26 protein-coding genes and 1 pseudogene are annotated in these 23,396 nt (G+C 74.5%); 12 read left to right on the top strand and 15 right to left on the bottom strand.

What is annotated here, in order from left to right; genetic code table 11:
* Positions 1 to 83: 83 nt before the first annotated feature.
* Both K7854_RS19230 and K7854_RS19225 read left to right on the top strand, forming a co-directional pair.
* Positions 84 to 431 carry a tetratricopeptide repeat protein gene (locus K7854_RS19230; RefSeq protein WP_226027765.1) on the top strand — a complete coding sequence of 116 codons (348 nt, stop codon included), beginning with the start codon at positions 84 to 86 and terminating at the stop codon, positions 429 to 431.
* 43 nt (positions 432 to 474) lie between these two features.
* Positions 475 to 1,131, top strand: coding sequence for a peptide deformylase (locus K7854_RS19225; RefSeq protein ID WP_226027846.1), 657 nt, complete (start codon positions 475 to 477; stop codon positions 1,129 to 1,131).
* A gap of 294 nt (positions 1,132 to 1,425) precedes the next feature.
* Here the strand turns inward: K7854_RS19225 and K7854_RS19220 are convergent, their stop codons facing one another.
* Positions 1,426 to 2,859 carry a dihydrolipoyl dehydrogenase family protein gene (locus tag K7854_RS19220; RefSeq protein ID WP_226027764.1) on the bottom strand — a complete coding sequence of 478 codons (1,434 nt, stop codon included), beginning with the start codon at positions 2,857 to 2,859 and terminating at the stop codon, positions 1,426 to 1,428.
* 120 nt (positions 2,860 to 2,979) lie between these two features.
* On the opposite strand from K7854_RS19220, the gene trxA reads away from it, so the two are divergent.
* Positions 2,980 to 3,375, top strand: a complete 396-nt coding sequence (gene trxA / locus K7854_RS19215; RefSeq protein ID WP_226027763.1) for a thioredoxin — start codon at positions 2,980 to 2,982, stop codon at positions 3,373 to 3,375.
* A gap of 19 nt (positions 3,376 to 3,394) precedes the next feature.
* Here trxA and K7854_RS19210 read toward each other — a convergent pair whose 3' ends face one another.
* Together K7854_RS19210 and K7854_RS19205 are read right to left on the bottom strand one after the other, a co-directional pair.
* Positions 3,395 to 4,429: a LacI family DNA-binding transcriptional regulator gene (locus tag K7854_RS19210; protein WP_226027762.1), complete on the bottom strand. Its 1,035-nt coding sequence runs from the start codon at positions 4,427 to 4,429 to the stop codon at positions 3,395 to 3,397.
* A gap of 189 nt (positions 4,430 to 4,618) precedes the next feature.
* Positions 4,619 to 5,311 (bottom strand): annotated as a pseudogene (locus tag K7854_RS19205) (TetR/AcrR family transcriptional regulator); the annotation flags it as partial.
* 138 nt (positions 5,312 to 5,449) lie between these two features.
* On the opposite strand from K7854_RS19205, the gene K7854_RS19200 reads away from it, so the two are divergent.
* Entirely contained in the window at positions 5,450 to 6,013 is a 564-nt protein-coding gene (locus tag K7854_RS19200) for an NAD(P)H-dependent oxidoreductase (RefSeq protein WP_226027761.1), read from the top strand.
* 61 nt (positions 6,014 to 6,074) lie between these two features.
* On the opposite strand, the gene K7854_RS19195 is transcribed toward K7854_RS19200, so the two are convergent.
* On the bottom strand, positions 6,075 to 6,980 hold the full coding sequence (locus tag K7854_RS19195; RefSeq protein ID WP_226027760.1) for a LysR family transcriptional regulator: 906 nt from the start codon (positions 6,978 to 6,980) through the stop codon (positions 6,075 to 6,077).
* A gap of 141 nt (positions 6,981 to 7,121) precedes the next feature.
* Here K7854_RS19195 and K7854_RS19190 point away from each other — a divergent pair, with 141 nt between their 5' ends.
* Entirely contained in the window at positions 7,122 to 7,325 is a 204-nt protein-coding gene (locus tag K7854_RS19190; RefSeq protein ID WP_226027759.1) for a hypothetical protein, read from the top strand.
* Positions 7,326 to 7,353: 28 nt separating this feature from the next.
* Here the strand turns inward: K7854_RS19190 and K7854_RS19185 are convergent, their stop codons facing one another.
* Entirely contained in the window at positions 7,354 to 8,061 is a 708-nt protein-coding gene (locus K7854_RS19185; protein WP_226027758.1) for an SDR family NAD(P)-dependent oxidoreductase, read from the bottom strand.
* A gap of 103 nt (positions 8,062 to 8,164) precedes the next feature.
* Between K7854_RS19185 and K7854_RS19180 the strand changes: the two genes are divergently transcribed.
* Entirely contained in the window at positions 8,165 to 9,004 is an 840-nt protein-coding gene (locus tag K7854_RS19180) for a helix-turn-helix transcriptional regulator (protein ID WP_226027757.1), read from the top strand.
* A gap of 15 nt (positions 9,005 to 9,019) precedes the next feature.
* Here K7854_RS19180 and K7854_RS19175 read toward each other — a convergent pair whose 3' ends face one another.
* Positions 9,020 to 9,970, bottom strand: coding sequence for a TerC/Alx family metal homeostasis membrane protein (locus K7854_RS19175; protein WP_226027756.1), 951 nt, complete (start codon positions 9,968 to 9,970; stop codon positions 9,020 to 9,022).
* 144 nt (positions 9,971 to 10,114) lie between these two features.
* Between K7854_RS19175 and K7854_RS19170 the strand changes: the two genes are divergently transcribed.
* Together K7854_RS19170 and K7854_RS19165 are read left to right on the top strand one after the other, a co-directional pair.
* The gene (locus tag K7854_RS19170; protein WP_226027755.1) at positions 10,115 to 11,449 is read left to right on the top strand and encodes a polysaccharide pyruvyl transferase family protein; all 1,335 of its coding nucleotides are present in this window, start codon (positions 10,115 to 10,117) and stop codon (positions 11,447 to 11,449) included.
* A gap of 16 nt (positions 11,450 to 11,465) precedes the next feature.
* Positions 11,466 to 12,905 carry an FAD-dependent oxidoreductase gene (locus tag K7854_RS19165; protein WP_226027754.1) on the top strand — a complete coding sequence of 480 codons (1,440 nt, stop codon included), beginning with the start codon at positions 11,466 to 11,468 and terminating at the stop codon, positions 12,903 to 12,905.
* 104 nt (positions 12,906 to 13,009) lie between these two features.
* Here K7854_RS19165 and K7854_RS19160 read toward each other — a convergent pair whose 3' ends face one another.
* The 5 genes from K7854_RS19160 to K7854_RS19140 form a co-directional block, all read right to left on the bottom strand.
* Entirely contained in the window at positions 13,010 to 14,029 is a 1,020-nt protein-coding gene (locus K7854_RS19160) for a sigma-70 family RNA polymerase sigma factor (protein ID WP_226027753.1), read from the bottom strand.
* Between the two features lie 25 nt (positions 14,030 to 14,054).
* Positions 14,055 to 14,309, bottom strand: a complete 255-nt coding sequence (locus tag K7854_RS19155) for a DUF6343 family protein (protein WP_226027752.1) — start codon at positions 14,307 to 14,309, stop codon at positions 14,055 to 14,057.
* Between the two features lie 25 nt (positions 14,310 to 14,334).
* Entirely contained in the window at positions 14,335 to 14,760 is a 426-nt protein-coding gene (locus K7854_RS19150; RefSeq protein ID WP_226027751.1) for a CBS domain-containing protein, read from the bottom strand.
* Positions 14,761 to 14,847: 87 nt separating this feature from the next.
* Positions 14,848 to 15,282, bottom strand: coding sequence for a PPC domain-containing DNA-binding protein (locus tag K7854_RS19145; RefSeq protein ID WP_226027750.1), 435 nt, complete (start codon positions 15,280 to 15,282; stop codon positions 14,848 to 14,850).
* 52 nt (positions 15,283 to 15,334) lie between these two features.
* Positions 15,335 to 17,329: an AfsR/SARP family transcriptional regulator gene (locus tag K7854_RS19140; RefSeq protein ID WP_226027749.1), complete on the bottom strand. Its 1,995-nt coding sequence runs from the start codon at positions 17,327 to 17,329 to the stop codon at positions 15,335 to 15,337.
* A 190-nt stretch (positions 17,330 to 17,519) separates the two neighbouring features.
* Here K7854_RS19140 and K7854_RS19135 point away from each other — a divergent pair, with 190 nt between their 5' ends.
* Positions 17,520 to 18,410 carry an alpha/beta fold hydrolase gene (locus K7854_RS19135; protein WP_226027748.1) on the top strand — a complete coding sequence of 297 codons (891 nt, stop codon included), beginning with the start codon at positions 17,520 to 17,522 and terminating at the stop codon, positions 18,408 to 18,410.
* Between the two features lie 83 nt (positions 18,411 to 18,493).
* Positions 18,494 to 19,786, top strand: a complete 1,293-nt coding sequence (locus tag K7854_RS19130) for an MFS transporter (protein WP_226027747.1) — start codon at positions 18,494 to 18,496, stop codon at positions 19,784 to 19,786.
* A gap of 40 nt (positions 19,787 to 19,826) precedes the next feature.
* On the opposite strand, the gene K7854_RS19125 is transcribed toward K7854_RS19130, so the two are convergent.
* Positions 19,827 to 20,915: a hypothetical protein gene (locus K7854_RS19125; RefSeq protein WP_226027746.1), complete on the bottom strand. Its 1,089-nt coding sequence runs from the start codon at positions 20,913 to 20,915 to the stop codon at positions 19,827 to 19,829.
* 133 nt (positions 20,916 to 21,048) lie between these two features.
* Positions 21,049 to 21,477, bottom strand: coding sequence for a VOC family protein (locus K7854_RS19120; RefSeq protein WP_226027745.1), 429 nt, complete (start codon positions 21,475 to 21,477; stop codon positions 21,049 to 21,051).
* A gap of 260 nt (positions 21,478 to 21,737) precedes the next feature.
* Between K7854_RS19120 and K7854_RS19115 the strand changes: the two genes are divergently transcribed.
* Both K7854_RS19115 and K7854_RS19110 read left to right on the top strand, forming a co-directional pair.
* On the top strand, positions 21,738 to 22,109 hold the full coding sequence (locus K7854_RS19115) for an ArsR/SmtB family transcription factor (protein WP_226027744.1): 372 nt from the start codon (positions 21,738 to 21,740) through the stop codon (positions 22,107 to 22,109).
* Positions 22,106 to 22,420: a hypothetical protein gene (locus tag K7854_RS19110; RefSeq protein WP_226027743.1), complete on the top strand. Its 315-nt coding sequence runs from the start codon at positions 22,106 to 22,108 to the stop codon at positions 22,418 to 22,420. Before K7854_RS19115 ends, K7854_RS19110 begins: the two co-directional genes overlap by 4 nt.
* A 144-nt stretch (positions 22,421 to 22,564) precedes the next feature.
* On the opposite strand, the gene K7854_RS19105 is transcribed toward K7854_RS19110, so the two are convergent.
* Complete coding sequence (locus tag K7854_RS19105; RefSeq protein ID WP_226027742.1) at positions 22,565 to 22,987, bottom strand: PPOX class F420-dependent oxidoreductase; 423 nt, start codon at positions 22,985 to 22,987, stop codon at positions 22,565 to 22,567.
* A gap of 86 nt (positions 22,988 to 23,073) precedes the next feature.
* Positions 23,074 to 23,396: NAD-binding protein (locus K7854_RS19100; protein ID WP_226027741.1), on the bottom strand; the 323-nt coding region annotated here is incomplete at its 5' end.

The raw sequence follows: 23,396 nt of genomic DNA, 5'->3' as shown, positions 1-23,396 counted from the left end.
GCGAAAGTGCCCGGCGAGCAGCTCCCCCAGTAGTGGAATGTTCAACCATACGGTGTGGTTGCAGGGGGCGAAGGAGGTCTCCAGTGGACACGACGTACTACGACCACGGAACACCGGCGGAGCGCTGGGAGCGCGCGCGGATGTTCTTCGACGCCAAGGACTACACCGCCGCGGCACGCGTCCTGGACGGCCTGGTCGCCCTGGTGCCGGAGCAGACCGGCCCGCGGCTGCTGCTGGCGCGTTCCTACTACCACTCGGCCCAGCTGCGGCGGGCGGAGGCCGAGCTGCGGATCGTCGTCGAGCGCGATCCCGTGGAGCAGTACGCCCGGCTGATGCTGGGCCGCACCCTGGAACGGCAGGGGCGGCAGGAGGAGGCCGACGCGCAGCTCCGGATCGCCTCCGCCCTCGCCGGCGACTTCGCCGGTCGCTGAGCGGGGACGCTGCGCGTGGCATCCTGGCGCGATGGGAACCGCGCTGGGAACTCCGAGTGATCGTGTCCCGCTTGCCGAGCGGGTGGAACAACTGCTCGCCGTCGGCGGCCCGTTGCCGATCGTCGCGGCCGGGGATCCGGTGCTGCGGCGCCCGGCCGAGCCGTACGACGGGCAGTTGGCGCCCGCGCTCTTCGAGCGGTTCGTCGCGGCGCTGCGGCTGACCATGCACGCGGCACCCGGTGTGGGCCTGGCCGCACCGCAGGTCGGGGTGGGGCTGAGGGTCGCGGTGATCGAGGATCCGGCGCCGGTGCCCGAGGAGGTGCGGGTGGCGCGGGGGCGGGTGCCGCAACCGTTCCGGGTGCTGGTGAACCCGTCGTACGAGCCCGTCGGCGGCGGGCGGGCCGCGTTCTTCGAGGGCTGCCTGAGCGTGCCGGGCTGGCAGGCGGTGGTGGCGCGCCACGCCGAGGTGCGGCTGCGGGCGCGGGACGAGCACGGGCGGGCGGTGGACGAGGTGTTCGCGGGCTGGCCGGCCCGGATCGTGCAGCACGAGACGGACCACCTCGACGGCACGCTGTACCTGGACCGGGCCGAGCTGCGCTCACTGGCCTCGAACGCCGCGATGGCGGACCTCTGGTCCCAGCCGACGCCGGAGCGGGCGGCGTCGGCCCTGGGATTCGAGCTACCCGGCCCGGCAACCTGACCGACCACCGCCACGATCCGCCGGGGCTGGCGGCAGGCGGCACGGGCAGCCGGGACCGGGCCCCGGGACCGCACGCCGAAAACGGCCCGCGGCATCGCCAGCCGGGGTGCCCGCGGCATCGGCAACCGGGACGGCCCGCCCACGCCGATCACCCGGGACGGCCCGCCGGCGCCGAGCAACCGGGACGGCCGGACGGCCCGCCGGGGCCGAGCAACCGGGACGGCCAGCCGGGGCCCGGCTCCCGGGGCGGCCGTCGGCGGTCGTCCCCGGGTTCGGGTCGTCGTGGCCAGGGCGTCAGTTGTCCCGGTACGTCTCCAGCAGCCTCAGCCACACCTCGCTGATCGTCGGGTAGGACGGGACCGCGTGCCACAGGCGGCTGATGGGCACCCGGCCGGCGACGGCGACGGTCGCGGAGTGGATCAGCTCGCCGACGCCGGGGCCGACGAAGGTGACGCCGCGGACGATCTCGTCCTCCAGGTCGACCACCATGCGGGCGCGGCCCTTGTAGCCGTCGCCGTACAGGCTCGAACCCGCCACCGCGATGTCGATGTCGACGGCGCGGACGCGGTGGCCCGCCTGCTCGGCCTCGGCCAGGGTCAGGCCGACGGACGCCGCCTCGGGGTCGGTGAAGACCACCTGGGGCACGGCCTCGTGGTCGGCGGTCGCGGTGTGCGCGCCCCACGGGTCGGACTCCAGGATCGGCACTCCGGAGGCGCGGGCGGCGATGGCGGCGCCCGCGATGCGCGCCTGGTACTTGCCCTGGTGGGTGAGGAGGGCGCGGTGGTTGACGTCGCCGACGGCGTAGAGCCAGTCGTGGCCCGTCACGCGGAGGCTGTCGTCGACCGGCAGCCAGGAGCCCGGCTCGAGGCCGACGGTCTCCAGGCCGATGTCGCCGGTGCGGGGCGTGCGGCCGGTGGCGAAGAGGATCTCGTCGGCCTCCAGGCGGTCGCCGGTGTCGGTGACGGCGACGACGGTGCCGTTCTCGCGGGTGACGGACTCGACGGAGACGCCGGTGCGGATGTCCACGCCGGCCTCGGTGAGCGCCTCGGCGACCAGTTCCCCGGCGAACGGCTCCATCCGGGCGAGCAGGCCGCCGTCGCCGCGCACCAGCATCGTGACCCGGGAGCCGAGGGCCTGCCAGGCGGTGGCCATCTCGACGGCGACGACTCCGCCGCCGATCACGATGAGGCGGCCGGGTGCGCTCTCGGCACTGGTGGCCTCGCGGCTGGTCCAGGGGCGCACCTCGGCGAGTCCGGGCAGCGGGGGCAGGGCGGCGGCGCTGCCGGTGCAGACGGCGACGGCGTGCCGGGCGGTCAGGGTCCGGCGACTGCCGTCGGGGCCGGTCACCTCCACGGTGCGCGGTCCGGCGAGCCGCCCCTGTCCGCGGTACAGGTCGGCGCCGATGCCCTCGACCCACTGGACCTGGCCGTCGTCCTTCCAGTGCGAGGTGAACTCGTCGCGGCGGGCGAGGACGGCCGGCGCGTCGAGGGGTTCCTGGACGGCCCGGGCGAGACCGGGCAGGCGGCGGGCGTCCGCCCGGGCGATGACCGGGCGCAGCAGGGCCTTGCTGGGCATGCACGCCCAGTAGGAGCACTCGCCGCCGACCAGTTCGCTCTCCACGATGGCGGTGGACAGCCCGGCCGCGCGGGTGCGGTCGGCGACGTTCTCACCGACGGGGCCCGCGCCGATCACGACGACGTCGTACGTGAGGGAATCCGATTGCGTCATGGGGTCAGTCTGGTGGGTGGTGTGCGCCGTGGCCACATGGGTACGTGCGCGGAATACCCACCAGGTCGGCAGTGTTGTGCCGATGGCTTCTCCCCCGAAACCAGGAAGAGGGATCACCTCATGACCAGCACCGTGGAACTCACCAAGGAGAACTTCGACCAGACGGTCACGGACAACGAATTCGTGCTGATCGACTTCTGGGCGGAGTGGTGCGGTCCGTGCAAGCAGTTCGGGCCGGTCTACGAGAAGGCGGCGGAGGCCAACCCGGACCTGGTGTTCGGCAAGGTGGACACCGAGGCGCAGCCGGAGCTGGCGCAGGCCTTCGGGATCCAGTCGATTCCGACGCTGATGATCGTGCGGGACCAGGTGGCCGTGTTCGCGCAGCCGGGCGCGCTGCCTGAGGCGGCCCTCACCGACGTGATCGGTCAGGCCCGGAAGCTGGACATGGACGAGGTCCGCAAGGCGGTCGCCGAGCAGCAGGCGCAGGCAGGGAAGAACGGCCAGGAGGGCCAGTAACATTCGGTTCGGCCGCCGGTCAGCTCGACTCCCGGTGCACCACCGTCGCGCCCAGCACCTTGTGGCGCTCGGGCGCGGCGCCGGGGTCGTGGACTGCCCGGTCGACGAGTGCGGCCAGGTCGCGTCCGGCGGGCATCTCCAGGTGGACGGTGCTCAGCCGGGGCCGCAGCAGCCGGCCCAGCATCAGGTCGTCGGCGCCGATCACGGCCGCGTCGCCGGGGATGTCGAGGCCCTCGTCCTGGAGGGCCCGCATCAGCAGCATCGCGTACTCGTCGTTGTACGCGAACACCGCGTCGAGTCCCAGGGGGCGCCAGCGCGCCGCGAGGCGGGCGGCGTCCCGTTCGTCGTAGGCGAGGGGCAGTTCGGTGACGGTGGCGTCGGTGCCGGCCACGGCCCGCCGGGCGCCGTCGAGGCGCGGTGCCGAGAAGACGTCCAGACCGCGTTCCGCGGGGACGACGACGCCGATCGCGCGGCGTCCCCGGTCGTACAGGTGACGGGTCGCGGCGCGGCCGACGCCCTGCTGGTCGGTGAGCAGGGCGTGTGCTCCGTCGACTGCCTCGGGGCCGAGGGTGACCACGGCCCGGGCACCGGAGCGCTTGAGGACCTCCACGCCCGGCGGGCCGAGGTCGGAGCCGGGGACCAGGACGGCCACCGGGCGCAGCTCGGCCCAGGCCCGGGCGGCCTCGTCGCCGTGCACGCCGACGGTGCCGTACTGCACGACGGTGTAGTCGAGTCGGCCGAGCGCCCACTGGAGTTCGCCGAGGAAGCGGCTGTAGAGCGGGCCGACGGGGAAGGACGGCGCCGGCATCAGGACCATGCGGCTGTGTCCGGCGCGCAGTGAGCGGGCCGCGGCGTGCGGGACGTAGCCGAGTTCCCGGGCGGCTTCGTGGACGCGGCGGCGGGTGGGTTCGCTGATCCGTACGGCGCCGGTGTTGTTGAGGACGTAGGAGACGGTCGCGCGCGAGACGCCGGCCAGGCGGGCCACGTCGGCGCTCGTGGGCACGGAGCGCGCTGCGGAGGGCTCGGGGGGCGGCGGATTCGGTATCTGCACCATGACGTACGGCATCCTGGCAGAAGCCGGACGCGGCATGGCCGGCGGGGCAACGCGGTGCGCGGCGAACGGAGTTCAGGCGGACGGTGCGTCGGCCGGGGTGTCCGCCACGGGAGCCGGGCCGTCAGCCGCGGGAGCCGAAGCGTCGGCCGCGGGAGCCGGAGTGTCGCCCGCGGGGACCGGAGTGTCGCCCGCGGGAGCCGGAGTGTCGGCCGCGGGAGCCGGGCTGTCGGTGCGGGTGACCCGCGCGACCAGGTCGAGCCAGCCCGCCCGGACGCGTTCGGCGGGCAGTCCGCACTGCTGGGTGAGGTGGTGGAGCTGGGCGGCGTCGAGGTAGGCCATCAGCGTGTACGAGAGCAGTTCGCTGTCGGCGTCCGGCACGGCCTCCCGCAGCAGCAGTGCCACGTGGTGGCGCAGGAAGCGGCGGGGTGGGAAGGTGTGGCGGCGTTCGGCGCTGGGCTCCCCGGCCACGAGCAGGTCGAGTTCGCCGATGGAGCGGCGCAGCAGCGCGCAGCCGAAGGCCCGCAGCCGCTCGATGGGCGGTGCGCCGGGGCCCAGGGGCGGCGGACCGCTCAGCAGCGCGGCCTGGAACTTCCGCTCGGAGTGGTCGAGCAGCGCCGCCAGCAGCCCGGTGCGGTCGCCGAAGCGGCGGAAGACCGTGCCCTTGCCCACACGCGCCGCGGCGGCCACCGCCTCCATGGTGAGGGCGCCCGCGCCGTGCTCGGCGACCAGCCGCTCGGCGGCCTCCAGGAGCCGGGCGCGGTTGCGCGCGGCGTCGGCCCGCAGGCAGGGCTCGTCCTCGTCGGTCCCGGCGCCGAGTTGCAGCAGCTCGGGCGGACCGGCGTTCTCCTGGGGCTGCGGGAAGGGCGGCGGGGCGGCGGACATGAAGCCAGCGTAAAGCATCGGGAAGAAAACTGGACCGCGGTCCGTTTGAGGTGTTAGAAATTAAACGGACCTCGGTCCGGATCGTAACCGCAGTGTTTCGGCCCGCCCGCCATCACCTGTTCAGCAGTGGGAGTACTCATGTCTGTCCGCATCCTTGCGCTCGTCGGCAGCCTTCGCGCCGGTTCGCACAACCGCCAGCTCGCCGAGGCGGCCGCCAAGTTCGCGCCCGAGGGTGCCGAGGTGGAGCTGTTCGAAGGACTCGCCGACATCCCCTTCTACAACGAGGACATCGACGTCGAGGGCAGCGTCCCGGCCGCCGCCGCGAAGCTGCGCGAGGCCGCCCAGGGCGCCGACGCCTTCCTGTTCTTCTCGCCGGAGTACAACGGCACCATCCCGGCCGTGCTGAAGAACGCCATCGACTGGCTGTCCCGTCCGTTCGGCGCGGGCGCCATCTCCGGCAAGCCCACCGCCGTGGTCGGCACCGCGTTCGGCCAGTACGGCGGTGTGTGGGCGCAGGACGACACCCGCAAGGCCGCGGGCATCGCCGGCGGAAAGGTGATCGAGGACATCAAGCTGTCCATCCCCGGCTCGGTGACCCGCTTCGCCGAGACCCACCCGGCCGACGACGCCGAGGTCGCCGCCCAGCTGACCGAGGTCGTCGCCCGGCTGCACGGCCACGCGGGCGAGGCCCTCGCCGCCTGACCGGCGCGGGAGCAGACGTACGGGACCGGGGCTCGGCCGAGCCCCGGTCCCGCCGTGCGTGTCAGGCCACCGCAGCGGCGGCCAGCGTGCGCAGCTCCTCCAGCGCGGCCGCGACCGCCGCCCGGCGGTGGCCGCCGCTGCGGGTGCAGGTCAGCAGCTTGCGGTGCGGCCGGTCGGCGCAGGGCACGCGAACGATCGGCAGCTCCGGGGTCAGCTGGGCGAGCCGGGGCACCAGCGCCACGCCGAGCCCGTGGGCGACCAGGTGGGCGGTGACGTTCCAGTCCAGCGCGTGATGGACCACGTCGGGGGTGAACCCGGCTGCACCGCACGCCGACATCACGTGCGGCCGGCAGGGGCTCTGCGGCACCGGCGCGATCCAGGCCTCGTGCGCCACGTCGGCGAGGTCGGCCCCGTCCCGTCCGGCCAGCGGATGGCCCTCGGGCACGACCAGGTCGAAGGGGTCGTCCAGCAGCGGCCGCTGGTCGAAGCGGGCGTCGGCGGCCGGTGGATTGGAGGGGGTGGCCTCCACCACCGCCAGATCGCTCTCCCCCTCGAAGAGCAGGTCGAAGCTCTCCGCCACCTCGACCTCCCGGATCCGCACCGACAGCCGCGGATGCCGCTCCCGCAGCCGCGCCGCCATGGGGGCCAGCAGGACGGAGACGGCCACCGGGAACCCGGTCACCCGCAGCGGCCCGGCGGGGCTCCCCTCCCCCGCGCGCAGATCCAGTTCGGCCTCGTCCCAGCGCGCCTCGATCGCGTCGGCGTGCGCCAGCAGACTCTCCGCGGCCGCGGTGAGCCGTACCCCGCGCCCCTGCGGCTCCAGCAGGTCGACGCCCAGGTCCCGGGCGAGCTGCCGGATCTGCTGCGAAGCCGCCGAGGGGGTGAAGTGCAGGGCACGGGCCGCCGCGGTGACGGTGCCGTAGTGGGCGACCGCCCGCAGCACGTGCAGCCTGCGCAGGTCAATCATGAAGTGCACGCTTCACGGTGGGGTCCGTAAAGTCAACCTGGACGTGAACGGATCCGTGGCCGCACCCTGTCAGTGGCGCCACGGTGGGACAGAACGCCCACACGAGCATCCCGACGTACCACTGACGCACGAGGAGTCGCCATGCCCAGCACGACCGGTGTCGTCTGCCCGCACTGCGGGTGGCCCGACGGTGCCGAGCCCTTCCAGGTGCTGTCCGCCCACCCCACCGGGGCGGGCGGCACCCTGTGGACCCGGTGCGCCTGCGGTTCGCTCCAGGCCCGCGTCGTCGACGACCACGGCACCCGGGTGGTCTCCCGCGGCAGGCCCACGCCGGCCGGCTGCTAGGGACTGCCCGGCGGCCGGGCCCCGGGGGCTACCAGGGCAGCGGGCCCGCCGCGTCGAAGTAGCCCCCGGTGGGTCCGTCCGGGCCCGGCTGGGCCAGCCGGACGATGACCTCGGCGCCCTCGGCCACGGTCTGCGTGCCGGTGTTGCCGTTCAGGTCGGTTGCGGTGAAGCCGGGTTCGACCGCGTTGATCCGCATCCCGGGGAACGCCTTCGCGTACTGCACGGTCAGCGCGTTGACCGCGGTCTTCGACGCCGGGTAGGCGAGCCCCGGGTAGCCGTACCCGGGGCTCTCGGGTGCGGACAGCCCGGTCAGCGAGGCCAGCCCGCTGCTCACGTTGACCACGACGGGCGCGGTGGAGCGGCGCAGCAGCGGCAGGAAGGCGTGGGTCACCCGCACCAGGCCGAAGACGTTGGTCTCGAAGACGCTGCGCAGCAGGTCCGCGGTCGTGCCGTCGGCCCCGGTCACGGAGTTGTCCTCGCCGCGCTGCTCGATGCCGGCGTTGTTGACCAGGACGTCCAGGCCGCCGTCGGCCGCCACGGTCCGCACCGCGGCGGCGACGGAGGCGTCGTCGGTGACGTCCAGGACGAGGGGACGGGCGCCCAGTGCGGCGGCGGCGCGGCGGCCGCGCTCGGGGTCGCGGGCGGCGGCGTAGACGGTGTGGCCCGCGGCGATCAGGCGGCGGGCCGTCTCGAAGCCGAGGCCCTTGTTGGCCCCGGTGATCAGTGTGGTGGTCATGGGCTCCAGCCTGCGGCGGGCCGGTGCGGACAGCCAGGCGTCCCGCCTTCCTGGGACCACGGGTACCAGGAACACCCGCCGCCCGCGGTGTTCACTGGGGACCATGACGGCTACGGAGTTCGGGCGGGCGTTGCGGCTGCGCAGGGACCGGGTCTCCCCCGAGGCGGCCGGGCTGCCCGCGGGCGGGCACCGCAGGGCGGCGGGGCTGCGGCGCGAGGAGCTGGCCCTGCTGGCCGGTGTCTCCGTCGACTACGTCACCCGCCTCGAACAGGGCCGGGCGGCCCATCCGTCGGCCCAGGTCGTCGAGGCCCTCGCACGGGCGCTGCGGCTGCCGCCCGAGGAGCGCGCGCACCTGTTCCGGCTGGCCGGGCTGGTGCCGCCGGGGCCCGATACGGTTCCGGCGTACATCCCGCCGAGCGTCCACCGGCTGCTCGACCGGCTGGCCGGCACCCCGGTCGCCGTGTACGACGCGGCGTGGACGCTGCTGCTCGCCAACCCGCCCTACGCGGCGCTGATGGGCGACCCGTCCCGGTGGCGGGGCCCGGAGCGCAACGGCGTGTGGCGCAACTTCGTCGGACCCGGCAGCCGGGCCCGGTACACGCCCGAGGAGCGCCGGGCCTTCGAGGCGGCCCTCGTCGCGGACCTGCGCGCCACCGCCGCCCGCTATCCCGCCGACCGCACGCTCGCCCGGCTGGTCGCCGAGCTGCGCGCCCGCAGCGAGCGGTTCGCCGAGCTGTGGCAGGCGGACGCGGTCGGCCGGCACGAGGCGGCCCGCAAGGTCGTCGACCATCCACGGGTGGGCCCCCTCACCCTGGACTGCGACGTGCTCGGTGTGGCGGGCAGCGATCTGCGGATCATGGTCTACACGGCCGAGCCGGACACCCCGGACGCGGAGCGGCTGGCCCTGCTCACGGTCCTGGGCACCCAGGAGCTGGTGGAGTAGCCCGGGCCGGGTGCGTCAGGCCCGCTCCTGCCGCCTCGTGGCCCACAGGCTGCTCGCCGTGGTGACCGCGAGGACCAGCACGATGAACCCGAGCGAGAACGGGATGCCGATCTCGGGGACGTGGACACCGGACTCGTGCAGGGCGTGCAGCACCAGCTTGACGCCGATGAAGCCCAGGATCACGGACAGGCCGTAGGACAGGTGGACCAGCTTCTTCAGCAGGCCGCCGATGAGGAAGTACAGCTGGCGCAGACCCATCAGGGCGAAGGCGTTGGCCGTGAACACGATGTACGGGTCCTGGGTCAGTCCGTAGATGGCGGGGATGGAGTCCAGGGCGAACAGGATGTCGGTGAACCCGATGGCGAGCATCACGACCAGCATCGGGGTCATCACCCGCCTGCCGTTCTCCTCCACCCACAGCTTGGTGCCGTGGTACCGGTCGGCGACGCCGAAGCGGCGCTCGATCGACTTCAGCAGCTTGTTCTCCTCGTACTCCTGCTCGTGCTCCTCCTTGCGGGCGTCCTGGATGAGCTTCCAGGCGGTCCAGATCAGGAAGGCGCCGAAGAGGTAGAACACCCAGGAGAAGGCGGAGATGATCGCCGCGCCCGCCGCGATGAACGCGGCGCGCAGCACCAGCGCCACCAGGACGCCGACCATCAGCACCCGCTGCTGGTACTGCGAGGGCACCGCGAACTTCGCCATGATCAGGACGAAGACGAAGAGGTTGTCGACGCTGAGCGACTTCTCGGTGATGTACCCGGCGAAGAACTCGCCGCCGGGCCCGCCGCCGCCGACCGCGAGCAGCCCCACACCGAACAGGCAGGCCAGGACCACCCAGACGGCCGTCCAGATCCCGGCCTCCCGGATGGACACGTCGTGCGGCTTGCGCCCGACGAAGAAGTCGGCGGCGACCAGGAGGCACAGGCCCGCGACGGTCAGCAGCCAGACGCTGAGGGAGACGTTCATACGTTCACCGGTGCTCCTCGTCGGTCGAGGTGGTTCTTGATCAGGGTGTTTCCGGGATGCGGCGCAGGCAACCCGGCACCGTGCGCGGCCCCGCGTACCGAGACCGGCGCGCGCCGGCCGACTCCGACGTGACGGGAGCCCCGGATGAACCTTCCGCCCTCGCATCCGCACCCCGCCCGCCGGGGCCCGCGCATCGGCGTGCTGGGCTCCTACGGCGGCTTCAACATCGGCGACGAGGCGATCCTGACCTGTGTGCTGACCTGTCTGCGCGCCCGGCGGCCCGACGCGCACCTCGTCGTGCTGAGCCGCGACGCGGAGCACACCCGCGCCCACCACCCCGACGCCGACGAGGTGGTGCCCTGGGAGGGCGTCAGCCGCAACCACGTCCTCGACGTGCTGCCCGGCCTCGACCTCCTCGTGCTGGGCGGCGGCGGCATCCTGTACGACGGTGAGGCGCGGCGCTATCTGCGGCTGGTGCGCGCCGCGCAGACCCGGCAGGTGCCCACCTTCGCCTACGCCGTCGGCGCCGGGCCGCTGACCGACGCCGAGGACCGGGACGCGGTGCGTACGGTGCTGGCGGAGATGGACGACGTCGTGGTGCGGGACGAGGAGTCGCGGCTGGTGCTGGAGGAGGTCGGCCTGGAGCGGGAGGTCGCGGTCACCGCCGACCCGGCGCTGCTGCTGGCCCCGGAGCCGTTCACCGGGGCGATGATGCGCGACGAGGGCATCCCGTCCGGCGCCCGGCTGGTGGGCATGTCGGTGCGCGAGCCGGGGCGGGCCGCCGAGAAGCTCGACGAGGGCGACTACCACGCGCTGCTCGCCGACGTGGCGGACTTCCTGGTCCGCCGGCTGGACGCGCGCGTGGTGTTCCTGCCGATGGAACGGCACGACGTACGGCACGCGCACGCCGTGCTGTCCCACATGACGGCCCCGGACCAGGGCCGCATCCTGCACGGCGACTACAGCCCGGGGCAGGTCCTCGGCTTCATGCGTCATCTCGACGTGGCCGTGGGCATGCGTCTGCACTTCGTGATCTTCGCCGCGCTGACCGGCGTGCCGGTGCTGCCGCTGCCGTACTCCGGCAAGGTCTTCGACTTCGCGCGGCGGCTGGGCGCCCCGGCGCTGGTGGGGGTGGCGCGGGAGCAGGCCGGGCTGCTGCTGGCGGAGGTGGACCGGCTCTGGGACGAGTATCCGCAGCGCCGGGACGACCTGCGGACCCGCATGGGCGAACTGTCCGCGGCGGCACGCGAGACCTGCGAGCGCTGCGGGTTGCTCCTCGACGGGCTCGGTTCCGCACGCGGGTCGGGCGGTGCTCCCGCGACGGGACCGGAACCGACGGGTGGGCGGCCGGCCACGGGGCCTCGGCCGACCACCGGCGACGGGCCGACCGGTGACGAGCCGGCCGGTGACGGGTCGGCCGGTGACGGGTCGGCCGGTGACGAGCCGGACCTCAGCGAGCCACGGCCGCTGAACGCCTGATCCGGAGGAGTGAGCGATGCCGGTCCTGGAGGAGCCCCGCGAGTCGCGTACCGTCACGCTGCCGCCCCGGCCCGCCCGGCACGGGGGCCGCTGCGACGTCCTGGTGGTGGGCGGCGGTCCCGCCGGTTTCGCGGCCGCGGTCGGCGCGGCCGACGCCGGGGCCGACACCGTGCTGGTGGAGCGGTACGGGTTCCTCGGCGGCAACGCGACCGCGGCGCTGGTGATGCCGCTGATGTCCTTCCACAACGAGCACAAGCAGGCCGCGTTCACCGAGGCCGGGGACACCTCACGGCTGCTGCCCACCGACCACGGCGAGGGCGAGCCGGTGGTCGCGGGCGTGCTGTGGCAGCTCCTCGACCGCCTCATGGGGCGCGGCGGCTGCCTGCCGCCCTCCCCGAAGACGGGGTACACGGTGCCGTTCGACCCGGAGCTCTTCAAGTCCTCCCTGCTGGAGATGATGGACGAGTCGGGGGTGCGGATGCTCTTCCACTCCTTCGCCTCCGGCGCGCTGCCGCTGGATGACGGCTCCGGCTGGCGGGTGGTCTTCGAGACCAAGTCGGGGCCGGTGGTGATCGACGCCGGGGTGGTCGTCGACGGCACCGGCGACGGTGACGTCGCCACGGCGTGCGGGGCGCCGTACGAGATCGGCCGGCCCGAGGACGGGCTGGTGCAGCCCATGACGTTGATGTTCCGCGTCGCGGACTTCGCGCGGCCGGACTTCGCCGACTACGTGCGGGCCCATCCCGACCAGTGGCGGGGCGTGCACGGGCTGTGGGACCTGATCGAGGAGGCCAGGGCCGACGGGGAACTGCGGCTGCCGCGGGAGGACATCCTCTTCTTCGCGACCCCGCACCCGCGCGAGGTCGCGGTCAACAGCACCCGGGTCAACCGGGTCCTCGGCACCAGCGTCTGGGACCTCACCCGCGCCGAGTACACGGCCCGGCGCCAACTGGCCGAGATCGACCGCTTCCTGCGCACCCGGGTGCCCGGCTTCGAGGAGTCGTACGTGGTGCAGAGCGGCACGCACATCGGGGTGCGGGAGAGCCGGCGGGTGCTCGGCGACTACCAGCTGACCGGCCACGACATCCTGGCGGCCCGCACCTTCCCGGACGTGGTCGCGCACGGCGCCTATCCGGTCGACATCCACAACCCGCGCGGCTCCGGCACGGTCCTCAAGCGGGTGCCGCGGGGCAGCTTCTACGACATCCCGCTGCGCTGTCTGCTGCCCCGGGGCACCGACCGGCTGCTGGTGGCGGGGCGCTGCATCTCCGGGACGCACGTCGCGCACTCGTCGTACCGGGTGATGCCCATCGCCATGGCGACCGGGCACGCGGCCGGGGTGTGCGCGGCGCTGACCGTCCGGCACGGGAGCGGACCGCGCGGTCTGCCCTACCGGCTGGTCCAGCGGGAACTGCTGCGGCAGGGGGCGCGGCTGCGGACGGGGAAAACCGGCTGACACCCGGACTTCCCGTACGGACTCCCCCGGCCGGGCCCTTCCCGCACGGACACCCCGCGGACTCCCCCGGCCGGGCCCTTCCCGCACGGACACCCCGGCCCGGGTCAGCTCGCCCAGTCGAGGAGGCGTTCCCGGTTCTCGGGGGCACGCAGATGGGCCAGGGACTCCTTCTCCAGCTGACGGACGCGTTCGCGGGTGAGGCCCACGTGCTGGGCGACCTGTTGCAGGGTGCGGGGACGCCCGTCGTGCAGGCCGTAGCGCAGGCTGAGGATCAGGGACTCGCGGGGCGCGAGGGTGCCGACGGCCTCCCGCAGCTCCGCCGCGAGTGCCTGGAACTCGGCGACCTCCGGGGCCCGCAGCACCTCGGTGTCGGGGATGAGGTCGCCGACGACGGTCTCGCCGGTCTCGTCCACGGGGGTGTCCAGGCTGACCGCGTCCCGTCCGACCCGGCGCAGCCAGACGACCTTGTCCGGGTCGATGCCGCTCTCGGCGGCGACCTCCTCGGTGGTCGGCTCGCGGTCGAGGCCTGCGCGGAGCTTGCGTTCGACCTTGGCGAGCTTCTGCAGCTGCTCCACCACGTGGACCGGCAGCCGTACCGTGCGGGCGTGGGTGGCCAGGCCCCGTTCGATGGCCTGGCGGATCCACCAGGTGGCGTACGTGGAGAACTTGAAGCCCTTGGTGTGGTCGAACTTCTCCACGGCCCGGATCAGTCCGAGGTTGCCCTCCTGGATCACGTCGAGGAGGGGCAGCCCGCGGTGGGCGTGGCGCTTGGCCATCGACACCACGAGCCGCAGGTTGGCCCGCACCATGTGGTCCTTGGCCTCCTGGCCGTCGTGGACGGTCTCCTCCAGCGCGCGGCGCCGCCCGGGCGTGGGGGCGGGCTCGCCGGTGTCGGCCCTCTCCAGCTCCTCCCGGGCCCGTACGCCCGCCTCGATGCGGGTGGCGAGCCGTACCTCGTCCTCGGCGGTCAGCAGGGGCGTGGCGCCGATCTGGCTCAGGTACTGGCCGAGCAGGTCGGGTTCCTCGTCGGGTTCGGGGATCCGGCTGCGCAGCCGTGCGGTGCGGGTGGTGGCGCGACGGTCCTCCGGGCCGCGTGCCGTCGTCTTGCGTGCCGTGGGCGCCATGTCGGTTCCTCCGTCCCCTTCCGGGTCACCGGGTTCCGCTCCCGCGTTCGCCGCCCAGCCGGCGGACGACCACCATCAGGTCGGCCGCCGCCAGCAGGGCGAACGCCCCGCACACGACGGCGATGACCACGAGGGTGCCGCGGCCCGGGTTCTCCCCGGGGCCGGTGTCGGCGGCCCACACGCCGAAGAACGCGGTCCCGGCGAGGAACAGCGGCACGAAGAGCGCCGACAGCAGCAGCCTCAGCCGCAGCGCGCTGTGCGCGTGGAGCGGTTCGCTCATGCCGTCCTCCCCGGTGATGAGGGTGTCAGTGGCCGGGTGCGGCCCGGCTGATGTCCGCGAGCGCGGAGTGCGGGTCGTCGCTTGCGGCGAGGTCGCCGAGGGTGACCACGCCGACCGGGACGCCGCCGTGCTCGACGACCGGGAGCCGGCGCACCGCGTGGCGGCGCATCAGCTCGGCGGCGCGGTCGGTGGTGTCGTCGGGTTCGAGGGTGACGACGGGCGGGGGTGTGCACACCGCGCCGACCGTGGTGGTGTCCGGGTCCCGTCCGTCGGCGACGCCCCGGAGCACGATGTCACGGTCGGTGAGGACCCCGAACAGGTCGCAGTCGTAGGTCACCAGGACGTCGCCGACGTCCTCCTCGCGCATCAGCCGGGCCGCCCGCGCCACCGTCGTCATGGGCTCCACGGCCACCGCCGCCGGTGTCATCACGTCTCGGATGCGCCGCGTCATCTCGCGCCTCCCTGGGTGTCGGTACGGGATCGCCTGCGGGCCGCGTAGCCCGCACCCGGGCCGGTAAACCGTGCCGCGGCGGCCGGTTCAGTCCAGGTCGATCAGGGCCAGGCCGATGTCGGGGCGGTGGGTCTTGGCCAGCTCCGCGGGGCTGTCCCGGACGACGACCTCCAGCGTCGGCCAGACCCGCCCGGACAGCAGGTGGCCGCCGCGGGTGGAGCCGTCGGACAGGCCCAGTACGGCGTGCAGGTGCGGGGTGGGTCCGTCGTCGGCGACGGCGACGTCCCCGATGAGGGACAGCACCTCGCACTGTTCCGGGACCGGGATGCGCCGGTAGTCCTTCGCCTGCCGGTCGAACCAGCCGACGACCGCCTCGGAGAGGGCGCCGACCGCGGTCACCTGGGAAGCACCCAGCGACCGGTCGCGGGCGAAGGCGGTCAGTTCCGCGACCGCGTCCTCGCCCGGGTCGAGCACCACCACGTACACCGCGGACGGGCCGTCCTGCACCTGCTGCCACTTCATGGCCCGGCGGGTACCCGGCACGGGCCGGGGCAACCCGGGCGCCCCGTGGCCGTCACGCCTCCAGCGCCCGGCGGATGGCCTGGAGCCAGCCGTCGACCGGCCCGAAGGTGAGCAGCCCGCTGCCCGCGCCCGCGAGTTCGCCGGACGCGGGCAGCAGCCTGTCGTACGTCCGCCGCAGCGCCGGGCGGTCGCCGAGTCCGAGGGCGAGCGCGGCCTCGGCGCAGCACAGGGCCTCGTAGAGGAGGTCGGGCGGCGGTTCGGGCAGGGCCCGCAGGGCGTTGCGGGCCTCGGTCTCGCGGCCCTCGGCCAGCAGGGCGAAGGGCTCGGCCCACGGCCGGTACGGCCCCCAGTCCGCGCGCGGGTCCACCTGCGCGGGCCTGCCGTGGGCCAGGCGCAGGCCGAGCAGGGCGAGCGGCAGCAGCCCGCGTTCCAGGCCCGGCATCCCGGCGCCGTCGAGTCGCCCGGCGGCCGACCGGTAGGCGGCCTCGGCACGGTCGTGGGAGCTGTCGGGGGAACCGGCGGCGGAGCCGGCGGTGGCGGCCTGCCGCAGCGCCAGGTACCAGGCGGTGAAGACGCCGACGAGGGGCCGTTCGTGCCGTTCGGCGAGGCGGTCCACGGCCGCCGCGTGCTCGTCTGCGGTGGTGAGGTCGGCGAGGGCCGAGCGGGCCTGCAGCCGGACCAGGTGGCCGAGCACCTCGTAGTTGACCAGGCCGTGCCGGGTGCCGAGGGCGACGAGTTCGGCGCCGATCGCGTCGCGGCGCGGGGCCAGTCCGGCGCGGGTGCAGGACTGCATGAAGACGCCGTTGAGGGCGAACGCGAGCAGTGCGGGGTCGTCCAGGCGGCGGGCGATCCGCTCGGCCTCGGCGGCCGCCCGTGGCCCGCGGGGGCTGCGCACGCCCCGCGACTCCAGGGCGACGGTGGCCAGCAGGCGGCAGCGTGCCGCGTCGGTGGCGGTCTCCTCGGGCAGGGCGACCAGGGTGCGCTCGGCCGCGGCGACGATGCTCCGGGCCAGTTCGGGGTCGTCGCTGCGGGTCCAGTTGGCGGGGACGTCGTAGGCGCCGATCACCCGGGCCGTCAGTTCGGCGTCGCCGGTCTCCTCCGCCGCCCGGACCGCCGTGATGCGGTGCTCCCGGGCTGCCTCCAGACCACCGCCGCCGGTGACCGCGAGGCTCCGCAGCAGGCCCACGGTGGATTCCAGGCGGGCCCGGGAACCGGCGGCGACCGAGCGGTCGTACGCCTCGGTCGCGCGCGCCCACAGCCGGGCCGCGGCGTCCGCCGGTTCGCCGGGCGGGTCCAGGTCCGGGTCCTGGGCGAGGATGCCGGCCTCCAGGCGCCGCAGCCGGGGGCCGGGGTCGATGCCCAGCCGTCCGGCCAGCAGGGCGCGGGCCCGGCGCAGCACGGCGAGGGCGTCCGCCTGCCGCCCGGTCCGGTACAGGGCGAGCGCGAGCAGGCGCCAGGACTCCTCCCGCCAGGGGTGTTCGGTGAGGTGCGCGTCCAGGTCGGGGACCGCCTCGGCCGCGCGGCCGAGTTCCACGAGCAGCTCCGCGCGGCGTTCGACGGCGCGCAGCCGCAGCTCGGTGAGCCGGGAGCGTTCGGCGCGGGCCCAGTCCTCGGTGCCGAACTCGGCGTAGGCGGGTCCCCGCCACTCCCCGAGGGCCGTCCGCAGCCGGTCGGGGGCCTGGGCGGCCGGCAGCCGGTCCGCCTCGGCGACGGCGGCCTCGAAGCGCCAGGCGTCCACGGTGTCCGGCGCCGCGCGCAGCGCGTATCCCGGGCCCTCGGTGACGAGCAGCCGGGCGGGGGCGCGCGGCGGGCGCTCGGGCTCCAGGGCGCGGCGCAGGTCACCGACGAAGGTGCGCACCGCTCCCACGGCCCGCGGCGGCGGCTCCTCCCAGAGGTCCTCGACCAGGCGGGCGACGGGGACGACCCGCCGCCGGGCCAGGATCAGCCGGGCGAGCACGGCCCGGTGCCGGGGGCCCTTGAGGGCGAGCACGTGCGGGCCGCGCCCGGCGGTGACCGCGCCGAGCACACCGAACGTGACCGTGTCCATGTTCCGTGTCCCGTCCGCTCCGATCCGCCACCGCCGTGCGCTCACCACGGTACGCGCGCGGGGCGGTTCCCGGACGGTCCCCGGGCCGTTGCTGATCGGTTGCTGATTCGCGCGCGGCAGCCTCGAAGGCGTCACCGGGACGGGTGACGCGAGCAGGAACAGACAGGAACAGAGAGGGCCACCGACCACCATGACCCCCATCACCGAACCGACCATCCCCGGCTTCACCCACGACCGTGTGACGGTCGCCGACGGCGTCGGCCTGCACGTGGCCGTCGGCGGCACGGGCAGCCCGGTCGTGCTGCTGCACGGCTTCCCGCAGACCCATCTGATGTGGCGGCACGTCGCCGCCGACCTGGCGGCCGACCACACGGTCATCTGCCCCGACCTGCGCGGCTACGGCGCCAGCGACAAGCCCGCCGACCCGGACGGCACCGCGTACGCCAAGCGGGCCATGGCCGCCGACGTGGTCGCCCTGGCCCGGGAGCTGGGGCACGAGCGGTTCGCGCTGGCCGGTCACGACCGGGGCGCGCTGGTCGCGGTGCGCGCCGGGCTCGACCACCCCGACGCGGTGACGCACCTGGCCGCGCTGGACGTGCTGCCGACGCTGGACATGTGGGACGTCCTGCACGGCACGACGGCGGCGGTGGGCTTCCACCTGTATCTGATGGCGCAGCCGCCGGGGCTGCCGGAGCAGCTGATCGGCGCGGCGCCGGACGCGTTCTTCGGTCACTTCCTCGACATCTGGACCCGGGACGCGGACGCCCTGCCGGCCGAGGTCCGCGCCGCCTACCTGAAGGCGTCCCGCGAGGCGGTGCCCTCCATCGTGGCCGACTACCGGGCCTCGGCCGGCATCGACGTCGACCACGACCGGGCGGACCGGGCGAACGGCAACCGGCTGCGGATGCCGGTGACCGTGCTCCAGCAGGACTGGGGCGCCGCCCTCGGGTACGACGCCGCCGAGCTGTGGCGGGCGTGGGCCCCGGACCTGCGGCACGAGACCGTCGGCTGCGGGCACTTCATGGCGGAGGAGGCGCCGGGCGAGGTCGCCGGGGCGCTGCGCGCCCTGCTGGCCCGGTAGAGCGCACCGGCGCGGGCGCGCAACCATCGGTTGTACCTGTCGCCCGGCCGGTTGTTTGATCCGCCCGGCCCCGGCTCGCTTGGATGTCGGGCGTGACGGAGTCGGGTGCGGTCGAGTCGGACGTGGTGCGGGACAGGTCGGTGCGGGGCAGGTCGCTGGGGCGGGGGTTCGCCTGGTTGTGGGCGGCGTACGCGGTCAGTACGTTCGGCACGCGGCTCGCCTTCGACGCCTTTCCGCTGATCGCGGTCGTGGTGCTGGACGCCGGGCCGGCCCGGGTGGCGGCGCTCGCGGCGGCCGGTCTGGCGGTGGGCGCGGTGGTGGCCGTGCCGCTGGGGCCGTGGGTGGAGTTCCGGCGCAAGCGGCCGGTGATGATCGCGACGGACCTGGTCCGGTGCGCGGTGCTGCTGAGCGTGCCGCTCGCGTACGCCCTCGGCCGGCTCGGCTTCGCCCAGCTGCTGGTCGTCTCGGTGGTGGTCGCCGCGGCCGACATCACCTTCAGGGCCGCCGCCGGTTCCTGTCTCAAGGCGCTGGTGCGGCCGTCGGACCTGCTGCGGGCCAACGGCCGGTTCGAGTCGACGACCTGGACGGCGGCCATGCTCGGACCCCCGGTCGGCGGGGCCGCGATCGGACTCTTCGGGCCGGTGGTGACGGTGGCCGCCGACGCGGTCAGCTATCTCCTCTCGGCGCTGGGCATCCGCGCGATCGGCGGCGGGGAGCCGCGCCCGCGGCGCACGCAGGTGAGCCGGTTGCGCACCGGTGACCTGCTGGAGGGCTGGCGGTACCTGCTCGCCTCGCCGGTGCTGCGTCCGCTGTTCCTGAACACGGTCCTGGTCAACGGGCTGATCATGGCGACGGCACCGCTGCTGGCGGTGCTCATGCTGGGCGATCTGGGTTTCGCCCCCTGGCAGTACTCCCTCGCGTTCGCGGTGCCGTGCGTGGGCGGGCTGGTCGGCGCGCGGCTGGCCGGGCCGCTGGTGGCGCGCTTCGGGGAGCACCGGGTGCTGGTCGTCAGCGGCGTGCTGCGCGCGTGCTGGCCCGTCGGGCTGGTCTTCGTGGGTCCGGGGACCGGGGGGCTGGTCCTGGTGATGGCCGTCGAGTTCGGGCTGATCACGTCCGTGGGCGTGTACAACCCGGTGTACGCCACCCGTCGGCTGGAGTCGACGCCCCCGGACCGGGTGGCGCGCACCCTGTCGGCCTGGACGGTCAGCGGGAAGCTGACGACCGCGGCGCTGACCGCGGTGTGGGGCCTGCTGGCCGGCCTGGCCGGGACGCGTACCGCGGTGGCGCTCGCGGGCGTGCTGCTCCTGGCGACGCCCTTGCTGCTGCCCCGTCGGGCCCCTGCTCTGGCTCCGGTGAAGCCCACGGGCGACGGATGAAACCGCTGCTGTGCTTCACCCGCCTTGCCGGTCACACCCGTCACCCGTCACGCCGCGGCACCGCGTCGCCGCCCAGGTCCGGGAAGTGCCGGCGGGCCTCGGCGAACAGGGCCGGGTAGTCGGTGCCGTGGGCAACGGCCGCGGCGAAGAGGGCGCCGAGCGCGGCCCGCAGCGGGTCCGGGTCGGCGGCGGCGCGCAGGGCGGGCAGGGCCAGGGCCCGGCACAGCGGGGCGCCGCCGCCTCCGCCGGGCGGGTCCGGCGCGGTGAGGGCGGTGCGGTCGTCGGTGAAGAAGCGGTCCCAGGTCCGCCGGGGGTCGTCGAAGGGGGCCGGCAGCGCCTCTCCGCGGTCCAGGGCGGTCAGCGCGGCCGCGATCCAGTCGACGTCGTCGAGTCCGGCCGCGGTGAGGGCGCGGCGGGCGGCCCAGCGGGCGAGGCCGCGCTGGGTGGCCGGGCACGCCGCGTCGACGGCGTCGAGCAGGTCCCGGTCCAGCGGTACGAGCCCGCGCGCGTCGGCGCCGGCCTCGCGCACGCGGCGGCTGGGCAGCCGCCCGCCCCAGGACCGGATCTCGGCGCGCTCCCGCTCGGTCGGTTCCCCGGGAGCGGGCGGCGCCAGGGCGCGCGCGTAGTGGTGCCGGCGTGCGGCGCTGCGCGAGGTCTGCCGGACGACCCGGTCCGCGGTGGGCGGGGCCGGCCAGAACTGCAACAGGTACTGCCCGACCGGCCCCGTGCCCCGGTCCGTGACGGACACGGTCCCCGTCCCGCCGTCCATGCCGCGCCCGCAGTAGCGCACCCGGTGGTCGGCGGGCGGCAGGGCCAGCTCGCACAGGGCGCCGTGGCCGCAGGGCAGGACGGCGGTCGAGTCGGTCAGCGGCCGGAACGACGCCTCCACCACGTCCTCCCAGCGGTCGTCGAGGGGCGGCGCGGCGCCGTGCACCTCGACGGTCAGCGCCACTGTGCCGAGGCTCAGGCCCGTGCACAGGAACAGGCAGCCCGGGACGGCCGCGCCGCACAGCCCGTTGCTCTGTCCGGCGCAGGCCTCCGAGGGCACCGGCCCCCGCGGCTCCCGGCGGCTGTCCACGTGGAACCGCCCGTGGACGACCGGAAGTTCACCCCTGTACACCGTCCGCATCCGCACGGCCCAGTCCCCCCTCGCATGCGCCACTCCGAGGCCACCAGTATGCGGAGGGGGACTGACAACGGACCCGGCAACGGACCCGGCAACGGACCTGGCAACCGACGCATGACGCGATCGGGGCCGACGGTCACCGGGCCCCGGGCACGTCCTCCGTGACGCCGTTCAGCGGTGAGGCCGGGTCGCTGCCGTACGGGCGGGTGAAGGCCTCCATGCCGTGCCCGGACGGGTCGGTGAAGTACACGCCCCGGCCCCCGTCGTTGCGGTTGATCCGGCGCGGATGCCGGCCGTGCGGGTCGGCCTGGATGGGGATCCCGCCTTCGACGAGCCGGGCGAGGACGGCGTCGAACTCGTCCTCGGAGACGAGGAACGCGTAGTGCTGCACGGGGATGTCGATGTCGACGGTGGCGAAATCGAGGGTGACGCCGTTGGCGGTCGTCACGGGCAGGAACATCCCGGCCGGTTCACCGACCTGGAGACCGAGGATTCCGGCGAGGAAACGGGCGGACTTCTCCCGGTCGCGGGAGAGAACGATGGTGTGGTTGAACTCGACTGACACGGGTCAATGCCTCCACGGGCATCTCCGCGGCGCCTCCATGCCTCACCCGGACGGTGACCGACACGCGATGCCGCGCGAAGATCGTACGCCCAGGACCCGTCCCCGGCCCACCCCTTGCCCGTCCCCCCCCTCGCCCCCAACCCGTCCCCGACCCGTCCCTTATGGATCCCTGATGTGTCCCCGATATGTGTCAGGAATCTTTGACAGGTGGCCGCGACCCCTGTCAGCGTTTCCTGACAGGTACGACGGAAAGGGGTGCGATGCCCGAGGCCCCACCTCCGGCACCGACCGGTGACGAGTTGCTCAAGGTGCTCTCCGCGCTCGGCAACCCGCACCGCATGCGGATCGTCGCGGCGCTCACGGAGAGCCGGAACTACGTCAGCGCGCTGGCCCGCCTGATCGGCATGGGCCGCCCGCTGCTGCACATGCACCTGCAGCGACTGGAGGCCGCGGGGCTGGTCGCCGGCACGCTGGAGGTCGCGGAGGACGGCAAGACGGTGAAGTACTACGACGTCACCCCGTTCTTCTACCAGCTCACTCCGCGGGTCATCGCGCGGGCGGCCGCGACGATCACCGACACCACCGAGACCGACCGGACCGCCGGCCGGAGTGCGAAAGAGGAAGCGAAGTGAACGAGGACGTGGTGAGTCTCGCCGCAGGGGGAGAGGAGCTGGGGGTCCTGGTCGGCGCCGTGGGCGCGGCCGGGTTCTTCGGCCTGATGATCGTGATCGTCTGGCAGGTCGCCGCCACCTGGCGGGCCCGGATGCTGGCGGCGCGCGAGGAGCAGTACAGGGAACTCGCCACGCGGTACGCGCGACTCCTGGAGGACACCGTGGAGTTGCAGCGCCGCACGGTGGAGGAGCAGCGGCAGACCCTGGACGAGCTGACCCAGACCCGGCTCGCGGTCGGCTCGATGGAGAAGATGATGCGCGAGATCGAATAGCCGCGCCCGGACTCCGCCGCACGGGTACGGCCGGGAGCGGCAACTCCCGGCCGTACCGCGGCGGAACACACCCGGCATCACATCGATGCCGCACCCGAGACACACACCCCTCCCGGCGCCCGGCGCGAAAGGAGCCGGAGCCCGTCAGCCGGACTGGGAGCTGTCCTTCATCGCCCCCCAGCCGTGCCAGCGCTCCACCTCGATCCAGGCGCTGACCCGGGGACGCTCCCGGTTCGGGTACGGGTTGCCCGTGTAGTGCCGGGAGAGTCGGTCGATGCCGGAGAGGTCCTCGTCGTCGCGCATCTCGGCGACGCGGCCGATGAGGGTGACGTGGGTGTACCAGTCGTCGCCCGCCAGGACGGTGAGGGTGAGGCGCGGGTCGCGGCGCAGGTGTCCCAGGCGCACGCGGCCCGCGTCGAGGTTGATCAGCACCCGGCCGTCGTCGTCCCACGCGTACCAGGTGGGCGTGGAGACGGGTGCGCCGTCCGAGCGGAGGGTGGCCATGACGCACGGGTTGGGGCGGCGCAGCAGTTCGACGGCCTCGGGCGGCAGCGGCGGCTTGGACATGCGGACTCCTCGCGATTCGGTGTGGTCCCGGCACCGGTCCGGTCTGCGGCGCCGGGGGTTTCGTGCACCCGGTACCCCGGGTGGGGTCAGTCGGTCCCCTTCTCCTCGAAGCTGGCGAAGTAGGCCGCCGCCATGTCCTCGTCGCCGTGGCCCTGGGCGGCGGCCCTGGCGAACCGCTGCGCCCCGGCCGCGGCGAGGTCCAGCCGGACGCCGTTGGCCTCGCCCGCCTCCACGATCAGGCGGGCGTCCTTCTCGGCGGTGCCCACCGCGAACTGGGCCGGGGACAGCGCGCCGTCCCGGATCAGGCCGGCCTTGGCGCGCAGGTAGCCCATGTCGAGCGGGCCGCCGGCGATGGCGTCGAAGAAGGCGTCCGGGTCCACGCCCAGCGCCTTGGCGAGCGCCAGGACCT

The organism is Streptomyces hyderabadensis (assembly GCF_020404845.1).
In the GTDB taxonomy this organism is placed as follows: Bacteria; Actinomycetota; Actinomycetes; order Streptomycetales; family Streptomycetaceae; genus Streptomyces; species Streptomyces hyderabadensis.
The sequence above is the reverse complement of the archived record's forward strand: the minus strand, read 5'-3'. Positions and strand labels throughout refer to the sequence as shown.